Source organism: Nocardia altamirensis NBRC 108246, from assembly GCF_001612685.1.
GTDB classification, from domain to species: Bacteria; Actinomycetota; Actinomycetes; order Mycobacteriales; family Mycobacteriaceae; genus Nocardia; species Nocardia altamirensis.
In genome coordinates this window covers 1-17510 of record NZ_BDAY01000019.1, presented here as the reverse complement: position 1 = coordinate 17510, position 17510 = coordinate 1, and the positions used below count along the sequence as shown (strand labels likewise).

The window sequence follows — 17510 nt, the reverse complement described above, 5'->3', positions numbered from 1 at the left end:
AATGGTTCTGGCGGAACAGGTCTACTTGCCGTTGAGCTCACGGGTGAGCTTGGATGACCAGGGACACCAGAAGCAGCCGGGCAAGAACGCGCCGCACGCCTCGTCGAGGTGATCGTTGGCGTACATGATGCTGGCGTCACAGACCTCGATGGCCACCGTGAAGAAGCTGATGGTGTCCGGGTCGAGGTGGAAGTCCCACTCCGGGTTGTACTCGACGCGAGTCTTCCTGATGCGGCCCATCACATGGGTCGACATCTGTTCCTCGCCCTTCAGTATTCGCCTGGCCTCCTCTATTCGTTGGTCATTGTTGAGCTGGATGACGAATTCCTTGCCTGAGTAATCGGTGAATGCGAAGAGTGCCATGATCTTTCCCTCGGTCGAATGCGGCCAATCGACTCTGATTGGAGAATCTAGCCCTTCGATGGTATCGAGAAGATCAGTGGTCACGCCGTAGTTTGGCAATGAAACTGGTTGCGCCGCAACGTAATTAGAGAACCGGTCCGTTTTCGGTGAAATACGTTGCTGCGCCGACCGGTACGATGGTACCGATCGAACCGACTATCTGTTACTCCCGCATTTTTGGCACCGCACAGTACTTTTCGAATAGTTGAACAATATCGGACCAACCGCGCGGCACAATTATCGGCGCACCGTTCGCTTCGCCGCCGCAATCAATTCGCGGGCCGCTATCGCGCCGCGCGCTACCGGCGCTGCGACACGTCCGTCGGCAGCAATCAACACGGCAGAGGGAGTGCCGCGTACGCGGTAGCGCAATGCAGCCTCGTTTCCCTGCTGCACCAGCACCGGGATGCCGTTGAGGCCCTGCGCTTTTCCCCATTCGGTGTGTTCGACCGCGTCACCGTTGCCGACCACCACGATCGACAGCACGTCGGCGGTACGCTCCTGCCAGCGCGGCAATTCGCGGGCCAGCGCGGCACACAGCTCGCACCCTGGATGCACGAACACCAGCAGCACCTGACGCTCGCGGGCCAGCAGCGACGCCAAACTCGTTCGGCCGCCCGCGATATCGAGCAACTCGAACTCCGGCGCGACCGCCCCGGTCGGCAAGCCCTCGGCGCCGAGCGTCGACAACGCTTGTTCATCGACCCGGCGGCGCAGGGCACGCACCTCGCCCCACACCCAGGTCAGCGCTGCTATCAAGACGGCAGCCACCGCCAGCCAGACCGCGTCGTCGACGGGCAGTCCGCCAGGAACCCGCGGATGGGCGATCGCACCACCGGCGACCAGCAGCACCAGCACGATCAGTACACCGTTGCGCACCAGCGTCTTCGCCCCGATCGGCGCGGCACTGACCGCCCCGAAACACGAGCAGGCCGGATGTTCCCCCTTCCGCAACAACCGAACCACTGCCGCCGTGAACACGACAAGCAGCACCAACGCGAGCACCGCTCCTGCCAGCGCCGTCCACGGCAGCAGCACGGCAAGAGCCGCCACCACCTCGACCGCAGGTAGTCCCCATCCCACCGCAGGCACCCACCTGAGCGGAACACCGAACTCCCCCACCGCTTTCCGGGTGCCCACCGGATCCGCCAGCTTCCCCAACGCCGACAGCCCGAACAGCACACCAACCACCAGCCGCGAAATCCACACCCCGTATTCGATCAGCATGAGCGCACGATCCCACACCACCGCAGTGGTGAAAGTTGAATCGCAAGAACTGTTTTCGAGGAAGCCGTCGAACAGCGCGGCGAACCGACCGCCCCGATTCAGACCGCACAGGGCGGACCGCGCCAGTCGAGCCGCGGTGGTCAGGCCGCACCCAACGAGCCTGGTGGTCAGACCGTCCCGATCAACGCGCGCCGGTCGAACCGCGCTGTCCGTGCGGCATGATCGGACCACTTCAGTCGAGTCACATGGGCCGGGCCGCGCTGACCAATGGCGCGGTTCAGGGGTGGGAGCGGGCGGCTATGGCGACGGCGAGCAGGGTCAATGCGCTGCCGATCACTGCGGTGAGGGATAGTCCCGCACTGGTCGGGGTGAGGGCGTCCAGGACGATCGAGGTGACGAGTTGGCCTGCGACGGAGGTGAGGCCGAGGAGGAGGACGCCGATTCGACCGACGGTGCCTGCGGCCAGCGCGATGAACGCGATGCCGATCAGCCCACCCAGGTAGAGCCATGGCTGCGTAGGGAATTCGGTGGGAAGGCCGGACCAGAACAGGACCACGGCCTCGATCACGACCAGGGCGACGAGACCGACGCAGAAGTTGACCAGCGTTGCCGACAGCGGGCCGCCGACTTCGCCGATCCGCCCGTTGACCGCTTGCTGCCAGGCCAAGCCGATACCAGCCAACGCGGGCAGGACGATGAGCAGCGCCGTCGGCGCACCGCGCAGCGCCTCCGGAACCGCCAGTGCGCCACCCGGTGTGGCGGTGCGTTCCCAACCAGCGATCAACACAGCGAGCGCACCGAGCGCGGCACCACCGAATCGCATTGCGGTGACCGGCGTCCGGCCGCTGGGTGCGACGCCGAGGCGATCGACCACCAAACTGCTCAGCAGCTGACCCGACACCACCGCAACAGTGAACGCGGTGACTCCGATCGCGGCGACCGTAAGCCCCTGGCAGGCAACGAAAAAGGCACCACAGAGACCACCGAGCAGATGCCACGGCCGCAACGCACCCGTCGACACCGCCCGCCGAACCCGTTCGGCACCGTCGCGCAGCGACCCGCGCACCGCGAACGCGATCAACAACACCAGCAGACCAGACCCGAAACTCACCGTCGCAGCGGCAATCCCATCATGCAGCCGCGCACCGAGCGCACCATTGATCCGCCCCTGCACCGCCACCCCCGCGCCGATGCAGAACCCGAAAACCAGCCCCCACCGCACCCGCGCACTCACCCCCGGCACGTTACCGCCGCCCAACCAGTCCGGCACCGCGCCCAATGGACGCGGCCAGTCCGTGCAACCCGCCCGGCCAGCGTAGGTGTCACGAGCCTCAATGCCGCCGCCCGCAGTCGGGATCCGCACCGGTCTCGAGATTCGCACGCGCACTGCAGGTCGGCCGAACGATACGGATCCAATGGCCGCTGGGTCAGCTCACACGCAAAGGGGCGGGCGGCGTGCGTGTCGTGGCGGGCATCGATGGCGTCACCCCGCGCGGTCGGGATCCGCACCCGCTCTCAGGATTCGCGCGCGCAGTGCGGGCCGCTGAGGGGGGTGCGGATCCGAGGTTCGCTGGGTCAGCTCACGCGCAAGGGGCGGGCGGCGTAGGTGTCGTGGCGGGCGTAGGTGCGGTCGCCGCCGTTGCGGGCGATGGAACCTCGGACCAGGCGGGTGCGGATGCGCGCGCCGAGGTTTTCTTGGAAGCGGGTGGCGCCGGGGATGATGCGGCGCGGGATCTCGAGTGCGCCGTTGACGACGGCGGTCGCCATGACGGCGCCTTGGTAGAACTTGCTGGCGGGCAGGCCGAGAAAGTCGGAGTTGGTCGGTCCGAGGACGATTCGGCTGTAGGCGACCATGTAGCTGGTGATCACCTTGCGCACCGCGCGCTGCGGCACGGTGTCGGCGCCGATGAACAGCCCGCCTGCCGCGGGGATGAGCGCCTGGGCCAAGCGCTGTGAGTCGGCGTCGGGAATGAACTCGGTGTCGGCGAGAATCCAGAAGGCGCGCCAGGTGTCGGTCTCACACGTCGGCAGGATCTCGGGGTCGACGCCGAGCAGGAAGCCGACATAGCGCCAGAGCTGGAACACCGAGTCCTTCTCCTTGGCGGAGAAGCGCAGGCCGAGTGCTTGCGCGCCGACCAGGTTGGCCATGGAGAACAGGCCGAGGGTGCCGACGGTGAGCACCTGGTTGACCGGGTGGTCCCATGCCGCGTAATCCCAGTCGGGGCGCCGATTCATGCCGGAACGCACCAGCGCGTGCATCAACCGCACCCGCAGCACACTCTTGAAGCCGACCGCATTGCGTTCCAGCGCACCGGGAGTCGTCACGTCCAGCCACCACTGGGTGGTCTCGGCAAGTCTGCGCGGCGCCATCGCGTCGAGGTCGCCGGTGCCGACCAGGGTCTTGTCCGCGCGGGACGCGAGGTAGCCGCCCATCAGCGCGAACATGCCCATGGCGATGCCACCCCAGACGCCGGTGCGGCCGACGACCCTGGCGCCGTGTTCGAGCTTGGTGCGATCGAGCCAGTACGGGTCCGCCTCGACCTGTTCGAAGAGCGCGCTCAGCTCCGGCGGCGCGTCCGGCACGGCGTCGATGCCGTGTTCGACCGCCGTCTCGAACATGCGCCGTCCCTCGCCGACCGGCAGCCGCTTGAACATCGCGACGACGGCGTCCGCGAGCGGGTCGCCGACCTGGCTGAACCGGCGGAACGAGTCGCGTTGGGCCGCGGTGCAGCTGAGGTCACCCGGCGCGAGCAGCGGCACGGCGTACTTGTAGGGGAACTCCGTGAAGAGCTGCGGAGTGGGCAGTTTCTGGTTGTCATGCGCCATTGCACTTCACCCGTCGGGTCGAGGTTCGCGTCGAGCAGAGAACACTTACGAGTCGCGAATGCGCGTCGGCCGCACATTCTGACAAGACCGTCCCACAGAAACAGATATCTGGCAAGGTTGTATGCCAGAATGGAACGGTGGCTACCACCTCGCGGTCTTACGGCGGCGTGCCGATCGAACAGCGCAGAGCGCGCCGCCGCGCCGCACTGCTCGACGCCGCGCAGGAAATCATCGGCACCTCGGGCTTCACCAAGCTGACCGTGTCCGGGCTGTGCACCCAGGCCAAGTTGTCCGAGCGCTACTACTACGAGAGCTTCGACGATCTCGGTGCGGTGTTCAGCGAGCTGTTCGACCGCATCGTCGACGAAATCGGTCAGGCGGTGGTCACGGCGTTCCTCACGACGCCGACCGACATCCACGCCAAGACCAGAGCCGCCATCGCCGCCGCCGTCGACCTGATCGCCGACGACCCGCGCAAGGCGCGCATCGTCACCGTCGAAGCACAGCTGAACCCGGCGCTGCTCATGCGCAGAGCCGAGGTGATGCGCTCCTTCGCGGGCATCATGATGGCGGCCTGCGCGGCCGAGGTCGGCGCGGACCTCGTCGAAAGCGTGGGCGACCGAGCCAAATTCGCGGCGATCCATCTGCTCGGCGGACTGTGGGAGACCACCAACAGCTGGCTCGCAGGCACGCTCCCGATCAGCAGGACCGACCTGGTCGACCGCTCCACCGACCAATTCCTGCTCACCGCAAGCCATCTCATCGGCGTTCCGCTCGCCGAATAGTCGCCGGGCGCGACATCGGCTGCGACAAATATCGTGAATCCCCTTCGACCCGTCCGGTTCGAGGGCAACCGCATGTTTTGCGCGTAAAACTGTGCTGGCAAATAGTAATGCGCGCGGCCGCTTGACTGTCGGATTGATTTGCCCCACAGTGATGTCGATTCGGCGCTGGATGCGCCATGTTCCCTTGCTTGTATTCGTTCGAAATGGAAGCGGGTGACGTTCTTTTGCTGACAGCACAACTCGGCCGGCGACGGCCGCGCATGGGCCATCGTTCGTTCGGCGCCGCTTTCGTCGCGGCATTGGTTCTTTCCGGCCTCGTGATCGGGACCGCTCCGGCCGCAACGGCCGACGACGGATTCGCGCCCGGTGACGTGCCGCTGACCTCATATGGCCAGCCAGGGCCACACGAGACCGCACAGACCAACGAAGTACACAGCTGCGCCTCCTCACCGTGGGCCACGGCCATGGACGAGTCGTACCGATTCTTCGGAAATCAGTCACACCTGCAGTGCACCAATTCATTTCCGTCGGGAAATGAATTGCCGTTCGGCGTCAACTTCTACTATCCGAAGGACATCGCCGATTCAGGCCCCGCTCCGGTGGTTATTTTCGCGCCTGGCACCGGACAGGATCCCGGCTGGTACGACGCGAGCGCCAAGTTCTGGGCAAGCTACGGTTATGTCGTCGCGATGCCGTACGACCTGCTCAATGGACTTCCGGAAATCGGCATCATCGGCGTGAAGACGCTGTCCGACGCCAACAAGGACCCGAACAACCCGATGTTCGGCAAGGTGGATCTCGGCCGCATCTTCTTCGTCGGGCATTCCGGCGGCGGCGGCGCGACTCAACAAAACGCGAGCCTGCCGCCGGACGTGTACCGCTACATCGATCCCGCGGCACGGATCATCGGCGCAGTGCCGTGGGAATCGAGCCCCTACGCCATCGGCATCCTGCTCAACGTGCCGACCATGCACATGACCGGCTGCATGGATGTGATTGTGTGGCACTGGTATCACCCCATGTGGCTTCAGTACCACACCACGCTTACCGTGCCCGCCTACCTGGCGTGCATCCGCGGCGCCAACCACACCAAGCCGATGGATGCGCCGCCGAACAATGCCTTCACCACGCTCACCTTGGCGTGGATGCAATACCTCGCCAAGGACGACAAGGACGCCGCCAAGTATTTCGTCGGACCCGCGTGGGAGTTGCCGCGTGACCCTGGCGTCGAGTACGTGTTCCGTAATCGCTTGGCCGACGCTCTTCCCGAATAAGACCGGCTGGGAACGGAATTCCCGCACGACGGATCCGCCTGCGGCGCAGCAAGTCGACCTGCTGCGCCGCAGGCGTACCACGGCCGAGACTCGTGCCGGGACTGCGAACGCCTCCGCGTGCAGGACGGCACAAATAGCGGGCGCTACTTCGAATCGACCGGCTCGACAACCTTCGCGGGCAACCACTTCGGCGCGAGCACGGCGATCGGAAGGATGCTCGCACCTAGGATCGCGAGCAACACCGACATCGACCACCACGTGGTCACGACGGCCGCGAATGCGAAGACCGCCAGGGCGACAACCTCACCGAGCAGTCCCGATACCGAGGTCACGGTGGCGCGGGCGGGTCCCTCGATCGCGTCCTGCAGGCGGGCCCCCGCGACAACGCCCGCGTTGTAGACAATGCCGTAGGAGATGCCGATTGCCGTAAAGCCAAGGCCGGTAAGCACATAGACCGCACTAGGCCGGTGTTCAGCCAGACCGGCGACGAGAGCACCGCCGAGAAACAGCACACCACCGATGCCGACGGCGATCGCCATGGCACGTCCCGACATGCCCTCGGTGCGTCCGGCCAGCACGGATCCGGCCAGTGACCCGAGCACGGTCACGCCGACGAGCAGCGGCACCACCGCCGTCGCCGCTCCGGCCTCCTCGGCGAGCAGCGCGAAATACTCGTCGAATGCGGTGATACCGAACAGCAGCGCGCCGAGCAGCACACCGTTGCGCACGGCGCTGATCCGAATCGACTCGCCGACACCGGCCTTCAGCATGCCCAGGTATCTCGCGAACGGCCGCGCCACGACAGTCGACTCGTCGCGTTCGGCCGACTGCACCACTGCGGCACGGTTATCCGGCGCATCCTCCTCTTCCAGCTCATCGACCGCGGTCGCCGACACGAACTGCGGCGCACTCGGTAGCGACAACGCGATCACCGTGTGCAGCGCGGCGAATCCCACACTGGCCCAGCCGATCAGCGCGTAACCGCCCCAGAGGTACAGCGGGGTCGCGCCGACGATGCCGACGACGATGGCCGCCTCCGAGGCCGCCCGGGTGTAGCCGAGGATGCGCGCGTAGGACGCCTGCTCACCGCGTGCGGCGAGGTCGTCGTAGAGCAGCGCCTCGAAGGTGCCCGATTTCAAAGCCCCTGCCGCGCCCCAGAGGACGAAGCCGAGGGCGAAACCGAGGAAGGTGGGCACGAGGGTCCACATCGCGAATCCCGCGGTGAGCAGCACGCCGCTGAACACGAGCAGCGCGCGCCGCGACACCGTGTCCGCCCATGCGCCGGACGGCACCTCGAGCAGGAAGGCGGTGGTCGACCAGATCGCGAACAGCGCCGAGATCTGCCCGGTGCTGAGCCCGTGGTCGGCGAACAAGAGGGAGTACAGCGCGTACAGCGGGATCAGATCGCCGATGCCCGCGAACAGCACCGCGCGCACAGTGAGCGCACGAACCCCGATCGGGTCCGAGCTCCGGCGCGGCGGAATCCAGCGCGGGCGCAGGGCCGCCGAACGAAAACAGCCGTTCTTATTCGTGCGACGGGCGAACAGCCCGCTGACGAATCAACTGGCGTAGAAAAGCAAACGCATGTCGACCAGCATGCGCAGCCCCGCGACCTGCGTCAAGCCGTTTATCCGAGCGGCAGCCAACCGTTGGCGGTGTGCATCGAATCGCCGTCGTCGAGACTGCGATCCGCCACACCGGGACCGACGCGGCCCTGGTTCGTGTTGAGGTCGCTGATCAGGTCCGCCACCGGGTGCGAGTCGCTGTAGTGGTACCCCTGCGCGAGGGCGAAGCCGAGTTCGGTGAGCACCGCGGCCTGGTATTCGGTTTCCACCCCTTCGGCGATCACCTGCAGATCCAACGCGCTGGACAGTGCGGCGATCACGCCGAGCAGCGGCGGCGCCGGGGAGTCGGAGCGGATCGCGGCGACGAAGGACTGATCGACCTTGAGTATGTCGCTCGGCAACGTGGCCAGCCTGCTCAGCGAGGAGTACCCGGTGCCGAAATCGTCGATGGCAATTCGCACGCCCCGGTCCCGCAGCGTGTGCAAATTGGCGATGGCCGTGTGGGATTCGGCCGCGAGCTCGCTCTCGGTCACCTCGAGCACCAGCTGGTCGGCGGGCCAACCGGTGCTGGCGAGGATGTCGGCGACCCGGTCGGCATAGCCCGCCTCGGCCAGCTCCAGTCCGCTGACATTGACGTTGAGCGTCAGATCGAGTTGAGCGAAGGTGTCCTGCAGCCTGGCCGCGTCGGCACAGGCCCGGCGTAACACCAGCTCGTCCAGATCGGCGATGAGGTCGTATTCCTCGGCGACCCGGATCAGCCCCTCGGTGGTGACGTCCGGCTGCGCGCTCGACGACCAGCGCAGCAGCGCCTCGACACCGACCGCCTTGCCGCCGCCCTCGGTGAGGCTGACGATCGGCTGATAGTGCACGTCGAGCGCGCCGCGGTCGATCGCCTCGCGTAGCTCCACCGCCAGCGGCAGCTGCCGCGACGACTCGAGCACCGTCCGGTTGCGTCCGGCCTGCTTGGCTCGATAGAGGCCGACGTCTGCGCGGCTGACCAGCAGCGAGCCGGATTCGCCTGGCTGCCATGAGGTAACGCCCGCCGAACAGCCGGTGGTCACCGCCGCGCGCAGCTGCTCGGTGAGCAGGATCGCGGCCTGCTCGGTGGTGTTCGGCAACAGCATCGCGAACGCGTCGCCGCCGTAGCGGGCCAGCCGCTGATCCGGCGCAAGCAATTTCGACCAGGTGTCGGCGACCCGCTGCAGCACGGCGTCGCCCGCGCGGTGGCCGAGGTGGTCGTTGATCTTCTGGAAGCGGTCGAGGTCGACGAGGACAAGGGCGAGTCCCTGCCCGGTGCGGGTGGCCTGCTCGATCGCGGAATTCAGCGCGCGGTCGAAGCCGCGGCGGTTCAAAAGTCCCGTCAGCACGTCGATATCGGCTTCCGAGGCCATCCTGGTCAGGATGCCGACGACCACGCCGACGCCGAAGGTGACACCGGCCGGAATGAGCCCGGACCACCACGGCAATCCGGGCAGCACCGGCCGCGCGGGCAACACCCACAGGCACAACACCATCGCGAACGCGATGTGCGCGGCCGCCTGCGACCACGCGAAGAACAGCGCGGCATCGCAGGCGACGAACACGTAGAACGCGGCGAGGCTGATCGAGCCGACGGTGTTGGGGAACGCGTAGACCGCGATCGTGACGAGCACCGTCGCGATCGCGACGTACATGTGGTGAATGGAATGCGGCAGTCGCGGTCCCCACGCAAGCAGCGTGAGGCCGAGCGTCAGCGCAATCGCCGCAGCCGCGCCAACCAGCGGCCGATTACCCTCGTCGCCAGGGGCGATCGCGGTTATCAGCAGACCAAGCACACCACCCATGACGTAGAACGCCCCGGTGGTTCGAGCCATGACCATAGCTGTCGCCAGCGCCGATGCCGCCCGCACCCGGGTTCGGGTATCGCCGCGCGCCCCGATTCCTCGCACGGGGAATAGCCTAGACACAACGAATCCCAGCGGTTGCCACATCCCGTGAATCCGGCATGGCGAACCGACAGCTATTCATCCAAGCGAAACATCCGGTACGCCAAATCGACTGTCCGAATTCGGCGTTTCCGCGTGCCGGGCCGCCGACCTACGCGGGCGGTACCAGCAGATCGGTGCCGACAAACGGCACAAGCGCCGCGGGCACCCGGACCGATCCGTCGGCCTGCTGATGGTTCTCCAGGATCGCCACGATCCACCTGGTTGTCGCCAGCGTGCCGTTCAAAGTTGCTGCGATCTGCGGTTTTCCGTTCTCGTCGCGGTAGCGCACGGCGAGGCGGCGGGCCTGGAAGGTGGTGCAGTTCGAGGTGGAGGTGAGTTCGCGGTAGGTCTGCTGGGTCGGCACCCATGCCTCGCAGTCGAACTTGCGCGCGGCCGAGCTGCCGAGATCGCCCGCGGCGGTATCGATGATCCGGTAAGGGACCTCGACAGCCGCGAGCATGTCCTTCTCCCAGCCGAGCAGTCGCTGATGCTCGGCATCGGCCTGTTCGGGTGTGGTGTAGACGAACATCTCGATCTTGTCGAACTGATGCACCCGGATGATGCCCCGAGTGTCCTTGCCGTAGCTGCCCGCCTCGCGCCGGAAACACGTCGACCAGCCCGCGTACCGCTTCGGGCCCGCGCTCAGATCGAGAATCTCGTCCGCGTGATAGCCGGCCAGCGGCACCTCCGACGTGCCGACCAGATAGAGGTCGTCCTCGGCGAGATGGTAGATCTCGGCCGCATGCTGACCGAGGAAACCGGTGCCTGCCATGATCTCCGGGCGAACAAGCACCGGCGGAATCATCATGGTGAAGCCGTTGGCCACCGCGCTCTGCGCCGCCAGCTGCAGCAGACCGAGCTGCAACAGCGCGCCGTAGCCGGTCATGAAATAGAAGCGCGAACCCGAGACCTTCGCGCCGCGCTCCATGTCGAACAGGCCGAGCGACTCGCCGAGTTCCAGATGGTCCTTCGGCTCGAAATCGAATTCCGGTGCGGTGCCGACGGTTTCCAGCACGACATAGTCGTCCTCGCCGCCCGCGGGCACGCCGTCGGCGACCAGGTTCGAGATGGCGCGGTGCGCGGCGTCCAGGTCGGCGTCGGCGGCGTGCTGCGCGGCCTCGGCCTCCTTGACCTTGACCGACATCTCCTGCGCCTGCGCGAGCAGAGCGGAACGCTCCTCTTCGCTCGCCTTTCCGATCAGCTTGCCCATCGCCTTGTGCTCGGCGCGTAGGTTGTCGGCGGTGGCCACCGCCGCGCGGCGCGCCGCGTCGGCTTCCAGCAGCGCGTCGACGCGGGCGGGGTCTTCGCCGCGGGCCCGCTGCGAGGTGCGGACCGCGTCGGGGTTGTCCCGCAGGAATCGGAGGTCGATCATGGGCACTCAGCCTAGTGGTCGGGCCATTGCTGTTTCACGCCGATATCCCAGGATGCGGGCCACCGGCCCCTCGACACGGGCATAGTTGGTTTGTGGGCACAACTTTCGACGAATCAGCGATCGATGACGCACTGCACGAGCTGACCGAGGGCGAGAAGGTGTGGGCGCAGACCCCGCTGCGTCGTCGCAGGGAGCTCCTCGACGACATCCACACCCGAACCGGGCGGTTCGCCGACGACTGGGTGCGGGCCGCGCGGACCATCAAGGGACTCGACGAGAACTCGCCGCTGGTCGGCGAGGAATGGATGTCGGGACCACTGACCCTGCTGCAGGCCGTCGCCGCGCTCTCCGCGACGCTGACCGCGCTGGAGGAAGGGCGCAGCCCGCTCGACGGTGTCACCACGCAGGACGCGCCGGGTGGTCGCGTCGCGGTACCGATCCTGCCGCTCAGTGGCTACGACAAACTGCTGCTCAGTGGCTTTCGTGGCGAGGTGTGGCTGCGGCCTGGCGTCGACGCCGACACCGCACGCAGGCGGGCCGGGCTCGCCCAGCTCGATCCGACCGCGACCGGCGGCATCGGCGTCGTGCTCGGCGCGGGCAACATCACCTCGATCCCGCCGTTGGACGCGCTGTACGAGCTGTATGCGCACAACCGGGTGGTCATGCTGAAGTTGAACCCGATCACCGACCCGCTGTACACGGTGTTCGAGATGGTGTTCGCGCCGCTGTGCTCGCTCGGGGTGTTGCGGATCGTCACGGGTGGCGCGGAGACCGGCAACTATCTCGTGCACCACGCCGATGTCGCGCACGTGCACATGACCGGCAGCGCCAACACCCACGACACGATCGTGTGGGGGCCCGGCCCGGAAGGGCTGGAGCGTAAGAAGGACAACCGGCCGCTGCTGGACAAGCCGATCACCAGCGAGCTCGGCGGGGTATCGCCGACGATCGTGGTGCCCGGCGACTGGTCCGATGCCGACCTGAAGTACCAGGCCGAGCATGTGGCGACGCAGCGATTGCACAACGGCGGTTACAACTGCGTCGCCGCCCAGGCGATCGTGGTGAGCAAGGACTGGGCGCTCAAGGACAGGTTCCTGGCCGAGCTGCGCGTCGCGCTCGCCGCCGCACCGCAGCGCACCGCCTACTATCCGGGCAGCGATGCGCGGGTTGCGGACGCGCTGACGTCCTATCCGGCGGCCGAGCAGCTCGGCTCGGGCCGGGTGCTTGTCGATCAGTTGCCGCTCAGCGACACCCCGCTGCTGCGCACCGAATACTTCTCGCCGGTGCTCGGCGTGGTCGAATTGCCTTATGCGGGTGGCGAATTCCTGCAGCATGCGGTCGATTTCGCGAACACGGAACTGACGGGGACGCTCGGCGCCAACGTGCTCGCGGATCCGGCGACCATCCGCACGCTCGGCATCGGCTTCGACCGCGCCATCGAACGGCTGCGCTACGGCGCGATCGCGGTGAACACCTGGACCGGGCTCGCCTTCCTCGCACCGCGCGCGTCATGGGGCGCGTTCCCCGGCCACACGCTCGACGACGTGCAAAGCGGAATCGGCGTGGTGCACAACGCTTTCCTGCTCGACGACGTGGAGCGCACGGTGGTGTACGGACCGTTCCGGCCCGCCCCGCGCTCGGTGCTGCGCGGTGAGTTCGCGCTGTCGCCCAAGCCGCCGTGGTTCGTCGACAACGCCACCGCGGCCACCACCGGACGCAGGCTGACCGAGTTCTACGCCAGCGGCAATCCTGCCAAGATCCCCGGCATCTTCGTGTCCGCGCTGCGCGGATAGTGCACCGCCGCGCCGGATCGTTGGCCAAGATCTGCCCGGAAAGCGCTGATCAGGCCAGGTAATGGCACCGCAGCGCAGAGACTGCCATGATGGATCGCGATGTCCTCTTCCGATCAATTGCCCAAGCCCAAGCCGTCCGGGCGCTCGACCAGACGCGGCGCACCCTCGCGCGTCGACGCGGTGCGGCGCTCGTTCGACGCGGTGATCGGTGTGTTCACCGGCAAGACCCACGTGCCTGCGCCGACGCTCCGCTGGGGGCTGCTGCTGGTCGCGGCGGGGGCCGTGGTCGCGGCATTGGTGACGATGTTCGTGACCGGCTTCGACAACAAGGGGCTGGAGGCGCACACGCCGGGCTCGCCCGCAGAGCCGGTGGTCGACAAGGAATTCGGCACCGCCGTCGAAGGTGATTGCCTGAGCTGGACCAAGCCGGACCACTCCGATCTGGTCAAGGTGCGGTGCGAGAACAAGCACATGTTCGAGGTCGCGGCCGACGTCGACATGGCGAAGTACCCGGGCAAGGAGTTCGGGCCCGGCTCCCGATTCCCGGACTCGCTGCGGCTCACCGAGTTGAAGGAAGAGCACTGCGTGCCCGCGGTGCAGCAGTACCTGAACGGCAAGTTCGATCCGCGCGGGCGCTACATCGTCGGACTCATGTACCCGAGCCCGGACGGTTGGCAGCACGGCGACCGCACGTTGCGCTGCGGGTTGCAGTACGCGGCGAGCGCGGGCACGCCCGCGTCGACAGGCAGTGCCGCCGAACACGATCAGTCGAAGGTGTACGGGCCGGGAGTGTGCCTCGGCATCAACCAGAATCTGCCCACCGATCCGGTGGACTGTGCGCAGCAGCATGCCGTCGAGGTCGTCTCGACCATCGATCTCGGCCAGCGCTTCCAGGGCGGCCCACCCGACAAGGACGCGCAGGACAAGTTCGTCGAGGACGAGTGCGCGCGCACCTCGTCCGACTATCTCGGCGGGCCCGATGTGGTGCGCAACAAGACGCTGACGCTGTTCTTCGACTACCTGGATGCCCGCAGTTGGCTGGCAGGCAGTCGCAAACTGGACTGCATGATCGGCAAGGGGGCTGATCGGGAAGGTTTCGCGCCGATCACCGGTTCGGCGAAGGGCGACATCCTGATCAACGGTCAGGCTCCGGTGCCGCCGCCGAACACCGGCCGCTCCACGCCTGCGCCGCTGCCCGGCGCCGCGCCGCTGCCGCCGCAACCCCAGCCGAGGTAGTTCGCCGGATGTCGGTATTCATGTCCGAAGACCGGTTCGAGGAATTGGTCGGTGATGCTCTTGATCGGATTCCACCCGAGCTGACGAGGGCCATCGATAACGTGGTCGTGCTGATCGAACCTCACAATCCGAATGACCCGGATCTGCTCGGGTTGTATCAGGGGATCGCGCTCACCGAACGGGACAGCCATTACGGGGGTTCGCTGCCCGACACCATCACGATCTATCGCGACACCATCCTCGCGATCTGCGCGGATGAGGCGGAAGTGGTGGAAGAGGTGGCGATCACTGTGATTCATGAGATCGCACACTATTTCGGCATTGACGAAGACCGCCTGCATCAGCTGGGATGGGGCTAGTCTTTACCCCAGCTGTATGAGTGCGGTTGCAGTTGGGGTGTGACAGGAAGAAAATTTAGGGGATTCGATGGAACCGATTGCCTCGCTGTCGCGTCCTATCACTCGAAGGGGGAATTCTCGTGGTTCCGCCCCATAGCCGCCACTAGAAGGAGTCGAGTCATGGTTGGCCACGTACTAGTCGCACCCGAAGCCGTCCTCGCCGCCGCCGCGGAGCTGGATCTACTCGCCGAGCGGCTCGCCGCCGCCGCCGCGTTGACCGCACCCGCGACGCATGTCGTTCCCTCTGGCGTCGACGAGGTGTCGTTGCACGCCGCGCAGCACCTGAACAAGGCTGCGGTGACCCACGACAACGCCGTCGCCCAGGGGATTTTGGAACTGCATCACGCCGCCGCAACCCTGCGCAGCCAGCTCGCCACGCACATGAGCTCGGACATCGTCCGCGCAGCGGGCATCGCGGCCACCGGTAGCGCACTTTGAGCCTGCGGGCCAAGCACAGAAGAACAAATAAGGGGAGAAACGCATGACCGCAGGAATCACCGGGGTGTTCTGGCTGCCCCGCCTCGCAGAAGGAAACTCGATCGCGCTCAACGCCGGTGCGCACGCGATCCCGATCTCGGCCGCCGCGACCGCGTGGGGCGGGCTCACCGCCGCGTGGGTCGACGCCACCGCGACCGTCGCCAGGGTGATGGCCGAGCTCGGCGTCGGCATGCAGGGCATCAACGGCATCTCGGCACTGTCCAAGCTCACCGGCTTCATCGGCTGGGCCGAGCAGCAGGGCGTCATGGCGGCCACCATGGGCTCGAAGGCGGCGTCCAACGCGATCGCCTACACCGTGGCGTCGATCGCCATGCCGAGCATCCCGGAGATCGTGGCCGTCGACACCGCACGGGTCGCCGCCTACTCGACCGGCGGCGTCCTGAACGGCACCGCGGAAGCGGCCGAGGCGGCCAAGGCCGCGCTCGACCTGCGCGCCGCGTTGACCATGGAGACCTACGAGGCGGCGACCACCGCGATGGTGGTGACCCCCGGTGAGTTCGCCCAGCCGCCCGCCATCGCGCACGGTGCGGGCCAGGCGAACCCGAACGGGGTCGAGCAGGCCGCCCAGCCGACCGATCCGATCCAGGCCGCGATCGCAGCGGCGGGCGCATTCGTGAACAACCCCGCCGTCGCAGGCGCCGCCACGCAGGCCGCGAACTTCGCGGGTTCGGTGGCGACGACCGGTGTTTCGACGGCGGGCACCATCGGCACCCACGCGATCTCGGCGGTCACCAGCGCGGTGACCCCCGGATTCACCAGTGCGGCACCGGCTTCCATGGCCGGCGGGATGGGCATGGGCATGGCGGCGGCCGTCGGCGGCGCGGCAACGCGTTCCGCGTCGGTCGGCGCGGCAGGCGGCTCGGCGTCCTACGGCAACGGCTCGTTGAAGCTCCCCGAAGGCTGGGGTGCGGCAGGCCACGTCGCGGGCGGCACGCCGACCACGGCTCCGGTCGTGGAGAACGCCACGGTCAGCCAGCCTGCCGGCGCGCCGGTGCGCAACAACCCCGCGTCCGGCAGCCCGCTGCTCGGCAACCAGGTCCGGGACGAGGACGACGAGTCCGAGCACAAGAGCCAGGACCTCCTGCGCTCGACCGAGCACTTCAACGACGGCCGCTACGCCGCGGACGGGGTGATCGGCGCCGACGCCGTCGGGACGCCTAAGTGACGGTGCTGGGTGCGGGCCGCGGCCCGTCCATGCTCGCTTCCGTCGTGCTGTCGCTCGACGAAATGCAGTTCCTCCTGGAGAAACTGGAGATCGACGAACTGCCCGTGGTGCTCCAAGCCCGCGGGCAGTACGACAACGTCACCGATCACGACGCCGCAATGGCGGTGGCGGCCGAGTCGCTCATCGACCGGGAACTGCTGATCGGCGACGCGGTCCACCAGGAACTCGAAGACCGGCTGTTCGCGCTGTATCGACCGCACTGGGTGATCGCGCTGCGGCTGCACGTCGACGGTCAGGTGAGTCGCATGTGTCTCGCAAAGGGCGATGATCTCGTCACCATCGCCCTGCGCGGGCCGCAGTCCTACGTGATCGACGAAGCCGGCGACGACCTGCCCGGCCCGGTGATCGCGGCGCTCGGCGCGGCCGACCCGCTCGATATCACCGGAATGAACGCGCCCACCGAACAACTCGTCCCGATCTTCGACGACACCGGCGATGCGACGGCGACCGCCTCTCGACTCGCCAAAGTCGGTACGCCGCCACGGGATGCGAAAACGTTGGCGTCCGCGATGGTGCAGATTGACTCACACGCCGAGATCGTCGGTGTGGTGTACGGCGACGGCACTCGCGATGTCACGGACAACCACATCGCGGTTTACAACACTCGAGGTGGGCGACTCATTGCGACCGCGAGTAGGTCTGATGATGGGGTGAAGTGGACGTCGCTTGCCACTGGGACCACGGGGCGGTTGCGGACGGCGTTGCAGGACTTGATTGATTCGTTGCCGGAGCGGGACGAGTTTCCGTTGAAGCCTGAGCAGGGGTAGTCGTTCTCGGGCGGTAGTTGCGGGGCTTGTCGGGTGAGGTGTGGGGGTAGTTGTGCGGGGAGTCAAACGCGGCTGGTAACCGTGGATCGGCGGGAGAGAATTGGTTGCCGGGTCCGTCGGGGTGAGGCGGATGGTTACTGACCCTCCATCGGGCGGTAGTCGAATGGTTGCCGGG

15 protein-coding genes are annotated in these 17510 nt (G+C 66.9%); 8 read left to right on the top strand and 7 right to left on the bottom strand.

Annotation, left to right across the window (positions count from 1 at the left end; translation table 11 throughout):
• Positions 1-21: 21 nt before the first annotated feature.
• From NA11_RS12375 to NA11_RS12360, 4 genes are all read right to left on the bottom strand, one after another.
• Positions 22-363 (bottom strand): BP74-related protein, encoded by a 342-nt coding sequence (locus NA11_RS12375; RefSeq protein WP_069161998.1) that lies wholly within the window; start codon positions 361-363, stop codon positions 22-24.
• A 276-nt stretch (positions 364-639) separates the two neighbouring features.
• Positions 640-1629: a peroxiredoxin family protein gene (locus tag NA11_RS12370; protein ID WP_141717548.1), complete on the bottom strand. Its 990-nt coding sequence runs from the start codon at positions 1627-1629 to the stop codon at positions 640-642.
• A gap of 277 nt (positions 1630-1906) precedes the next feature.
• Complete coding sequence (locus NA11_RS12365; RefSeq protein WP_245745842.1) at positions 1907-2863, bottom strand: DMT family transporter; 957 nt, start codon at positions 2861-2863, stop codon at positions 1907-1909.
• 341 nt (positions 2864-3204) lie between these two features.
• Positions 3205-4455, bottom strand: coding sequence for an oxygenase MpaB family protein (locus tag NA11_RS12360; protein WP_069161996.1), 1251 nt, complete (start codon positions 4453-4455; stop codon positions 3205-3207).
• A 137-nt stretch (positions 4456-4592) separates the two neighbouring features.
• On the opposite strand from NA11_RS12360, the gene NA11_RS12355 reads away from it, so the two are divergent.
• Positions 4593-5240 carry a TetR/AcrR family transcriptional regulator gene (locus NA11_RS12355; RefSeq protein WP_069161995.1) on the top strand — a complete coding sequence of 216 codons (648 nt, stop codon included), beginning with the start codon at positions 4593-4595 and terminating at the stop codon, positions 5238-5240.
• A gap of 260 nt (positions 5241-5500) precedes the next feature.
• On the top strand, positions 5501-6514 hold the full coding sequence (locus NA11_RS12350) for a poly(ethylene terephthalate) hydrolase family protein (RefSeq protein WP_141717547.1): 1014 nt from the start codon (positions 5501-5503) through the stop codon (positions 6512-6514).
• A 143-nt stretch (positions 6515-6657) separates the two neighbouring features.
• Here NA11_RS12350 and NA11_RS12345 read toward each other — a convergent pair whose 3' ends face one another.
• The 3 genes from NA11_RS12345 to serS form a co-directional block, all read right to left on the bottom strand.
• Entirely contained in the window at positions 6658-7941 is a 1284-nt protein-coding gene (locus NA11_RS12345) for an MFS transporter (RefSeq protein WP_069162103.1), read from the bottom strand.
• A 200-nt stretch (positions 7942-8141) separates the two neighbouring features.
• Positions 8142-10007 (bottom strand): putative bifunctional diguanylate cyclase/phosphodiesterase, encoded by a 1866-nt coding sequence (locus NA11_RS12340; RefSeq protein ID WP_245745841.1) that lies wholly within the window; start codon positions 10005-10007, stop codon positions 8142-8144.
• 148 nt (positions 10008-10155) lie between these two features.
• Positions 10156-11418, bottom strand: a complete 1263-nt coding sequence (gene serS, locus NA11_RS12335) for a serine--tRNA ligase (protein ID WP_069161992.1) — start codon at positions 11416-11418, stop codon at positions 10156-10158.
• Between the two features lie 92 nt (positions 11419-11510).
• Between serS and NA11_RS12330 the strand changes: the two genes are divergently transcribed.
• The 6 genes from NA11_RS12330 (at position 11511) to NA11_RS12305 (ending at position 17335) form a co-directional block, all read left to right on the top strand.
• Positions 11511-13211 (top strand): aldehyde dehydrogenase family protein, encoded by a 1701-nt coding sequence (locus tag NA11_RS12330; protein ID WP_069161991.1) that lies wholly within the window; start codon positions 11511-11513, stop codon positions 13209-13211.
• Positions 13212-13304: 93 nt separating this feature from the next.
• Complete coding sequence (locus tag NA11_RS12325) at positions 13305-14447, top strand: septum formation family protein (RefSeq protein WP_439957068.1); 1143 nt, start codon at positions 13305-13307, stop codon at positions 14445-14447.
• 8 nt (positions 14448-14455) lie between these two features.
• Complete coding sequence (locus NA11_RS12320; protein ID WP_069161990.1) at positions 14456-14806, top strand: metallopeptidase family protein; 351 nt, start codon at positions 14456-14458, stop codon at positions 14804-14806.
• A 159-nt stretch (positions 14807-14965) separates the two neighbouring features.
• Positions 14966-15283 (top strand): PE domain-containing protein, encoded by a 318-nt coding sequence (locus NA11_RS12315; RefSeq protein WP_069161989.1) that lies wholly within the window; start codon positions 14966-14968, stop codon positions 15281-15283.
• Between the two features lie 43 nt (positions 15284-15326).
• Positions 15327-16508 carry a PPE domain-containing protein gene (locus NA11_RS12310; protein ID WP_069161988.1) on the top strand — a complete coding sequence of 394 codons (1182 nt, stop codon included), beginning with the start codon at positions 15327-15329 and terminating at the stop codon, positions 16506-16508.
• Complete coding sequence (locus NA11_RS12305) at positions 16505-17335, top strand: ESX secretion-associated protein EspG (RefSeq protein ID WP_084654552.1); 831 nt, start codon at positions 16505-16507, stop codon at positions 17333-17335. Before NA11_RS12310 ends, NA11_RS12305 begins: the two co-directional genes overlap by 4 nt.
• Positions 17336-17510 lie beyond the last annotated feature (175 nt).

Excerpts from the sequence above, each read along its gene's own strand:
- NA11_RS12310 (WP_069161988.1), top strand. The coding sequence starts at position 15,327 with ATGACCGCAGGAATCACCGGGGTGTTCTGGCTGCCCCGCCTCGCAGAA.
- NA11_RS12350 (WP_141717547.1), top strand. The coding sequence starts at position 5,501 with ATGGGCCATCGTTCGTTCGGCGCCGCTTTCGTCGCGGCATTGGTTCTT.
- serS (WP_069161992.1), bottom strand. The coding sequence starts at position 11,418 with ATGATCGACCTCCGATTCCTGCGGGACAACCCCGACGCGGTCCGCACC.
- NA11_RS12360 (WP_069161996.1), bottom strand. The coding sequence starts at position 4,455 with ATGGCGCATGACAACCAGAAACTGCCCACTCCGCAGCTCTTCACGGAG.
- NA11_RS12320 (WP_069161990.1), top strand. The coding sequence starts at position 14,456 with ATGTCGGTATTCATGTCCGAAGACCGGTTCGAGGAATTGGTCGGTGAT.
- NA11_RS12375 (WP_069161998.1), bottom strand. The coding sequence starts at position 363 with ATGGCACTCTTCGCATTCACCGATTACTCAGGCAAGGAATTCGTCATC.
- NA11_RS12370 (WP_141717548.1), bottom strand. The coding sequence starts at position 1,629 with ATGCTGATCGAATACGGGGTGTGGATTTCGCGGCTGGTGGTTGGTGTG.
- NA11_RS12315 (WP_069161989.1), top strand. The coding sequence starts at position 14,966 with ATGGTTGGCCACGTACTAGTCGCACCCGAAGCCGTCCTCGCCGCCGCC.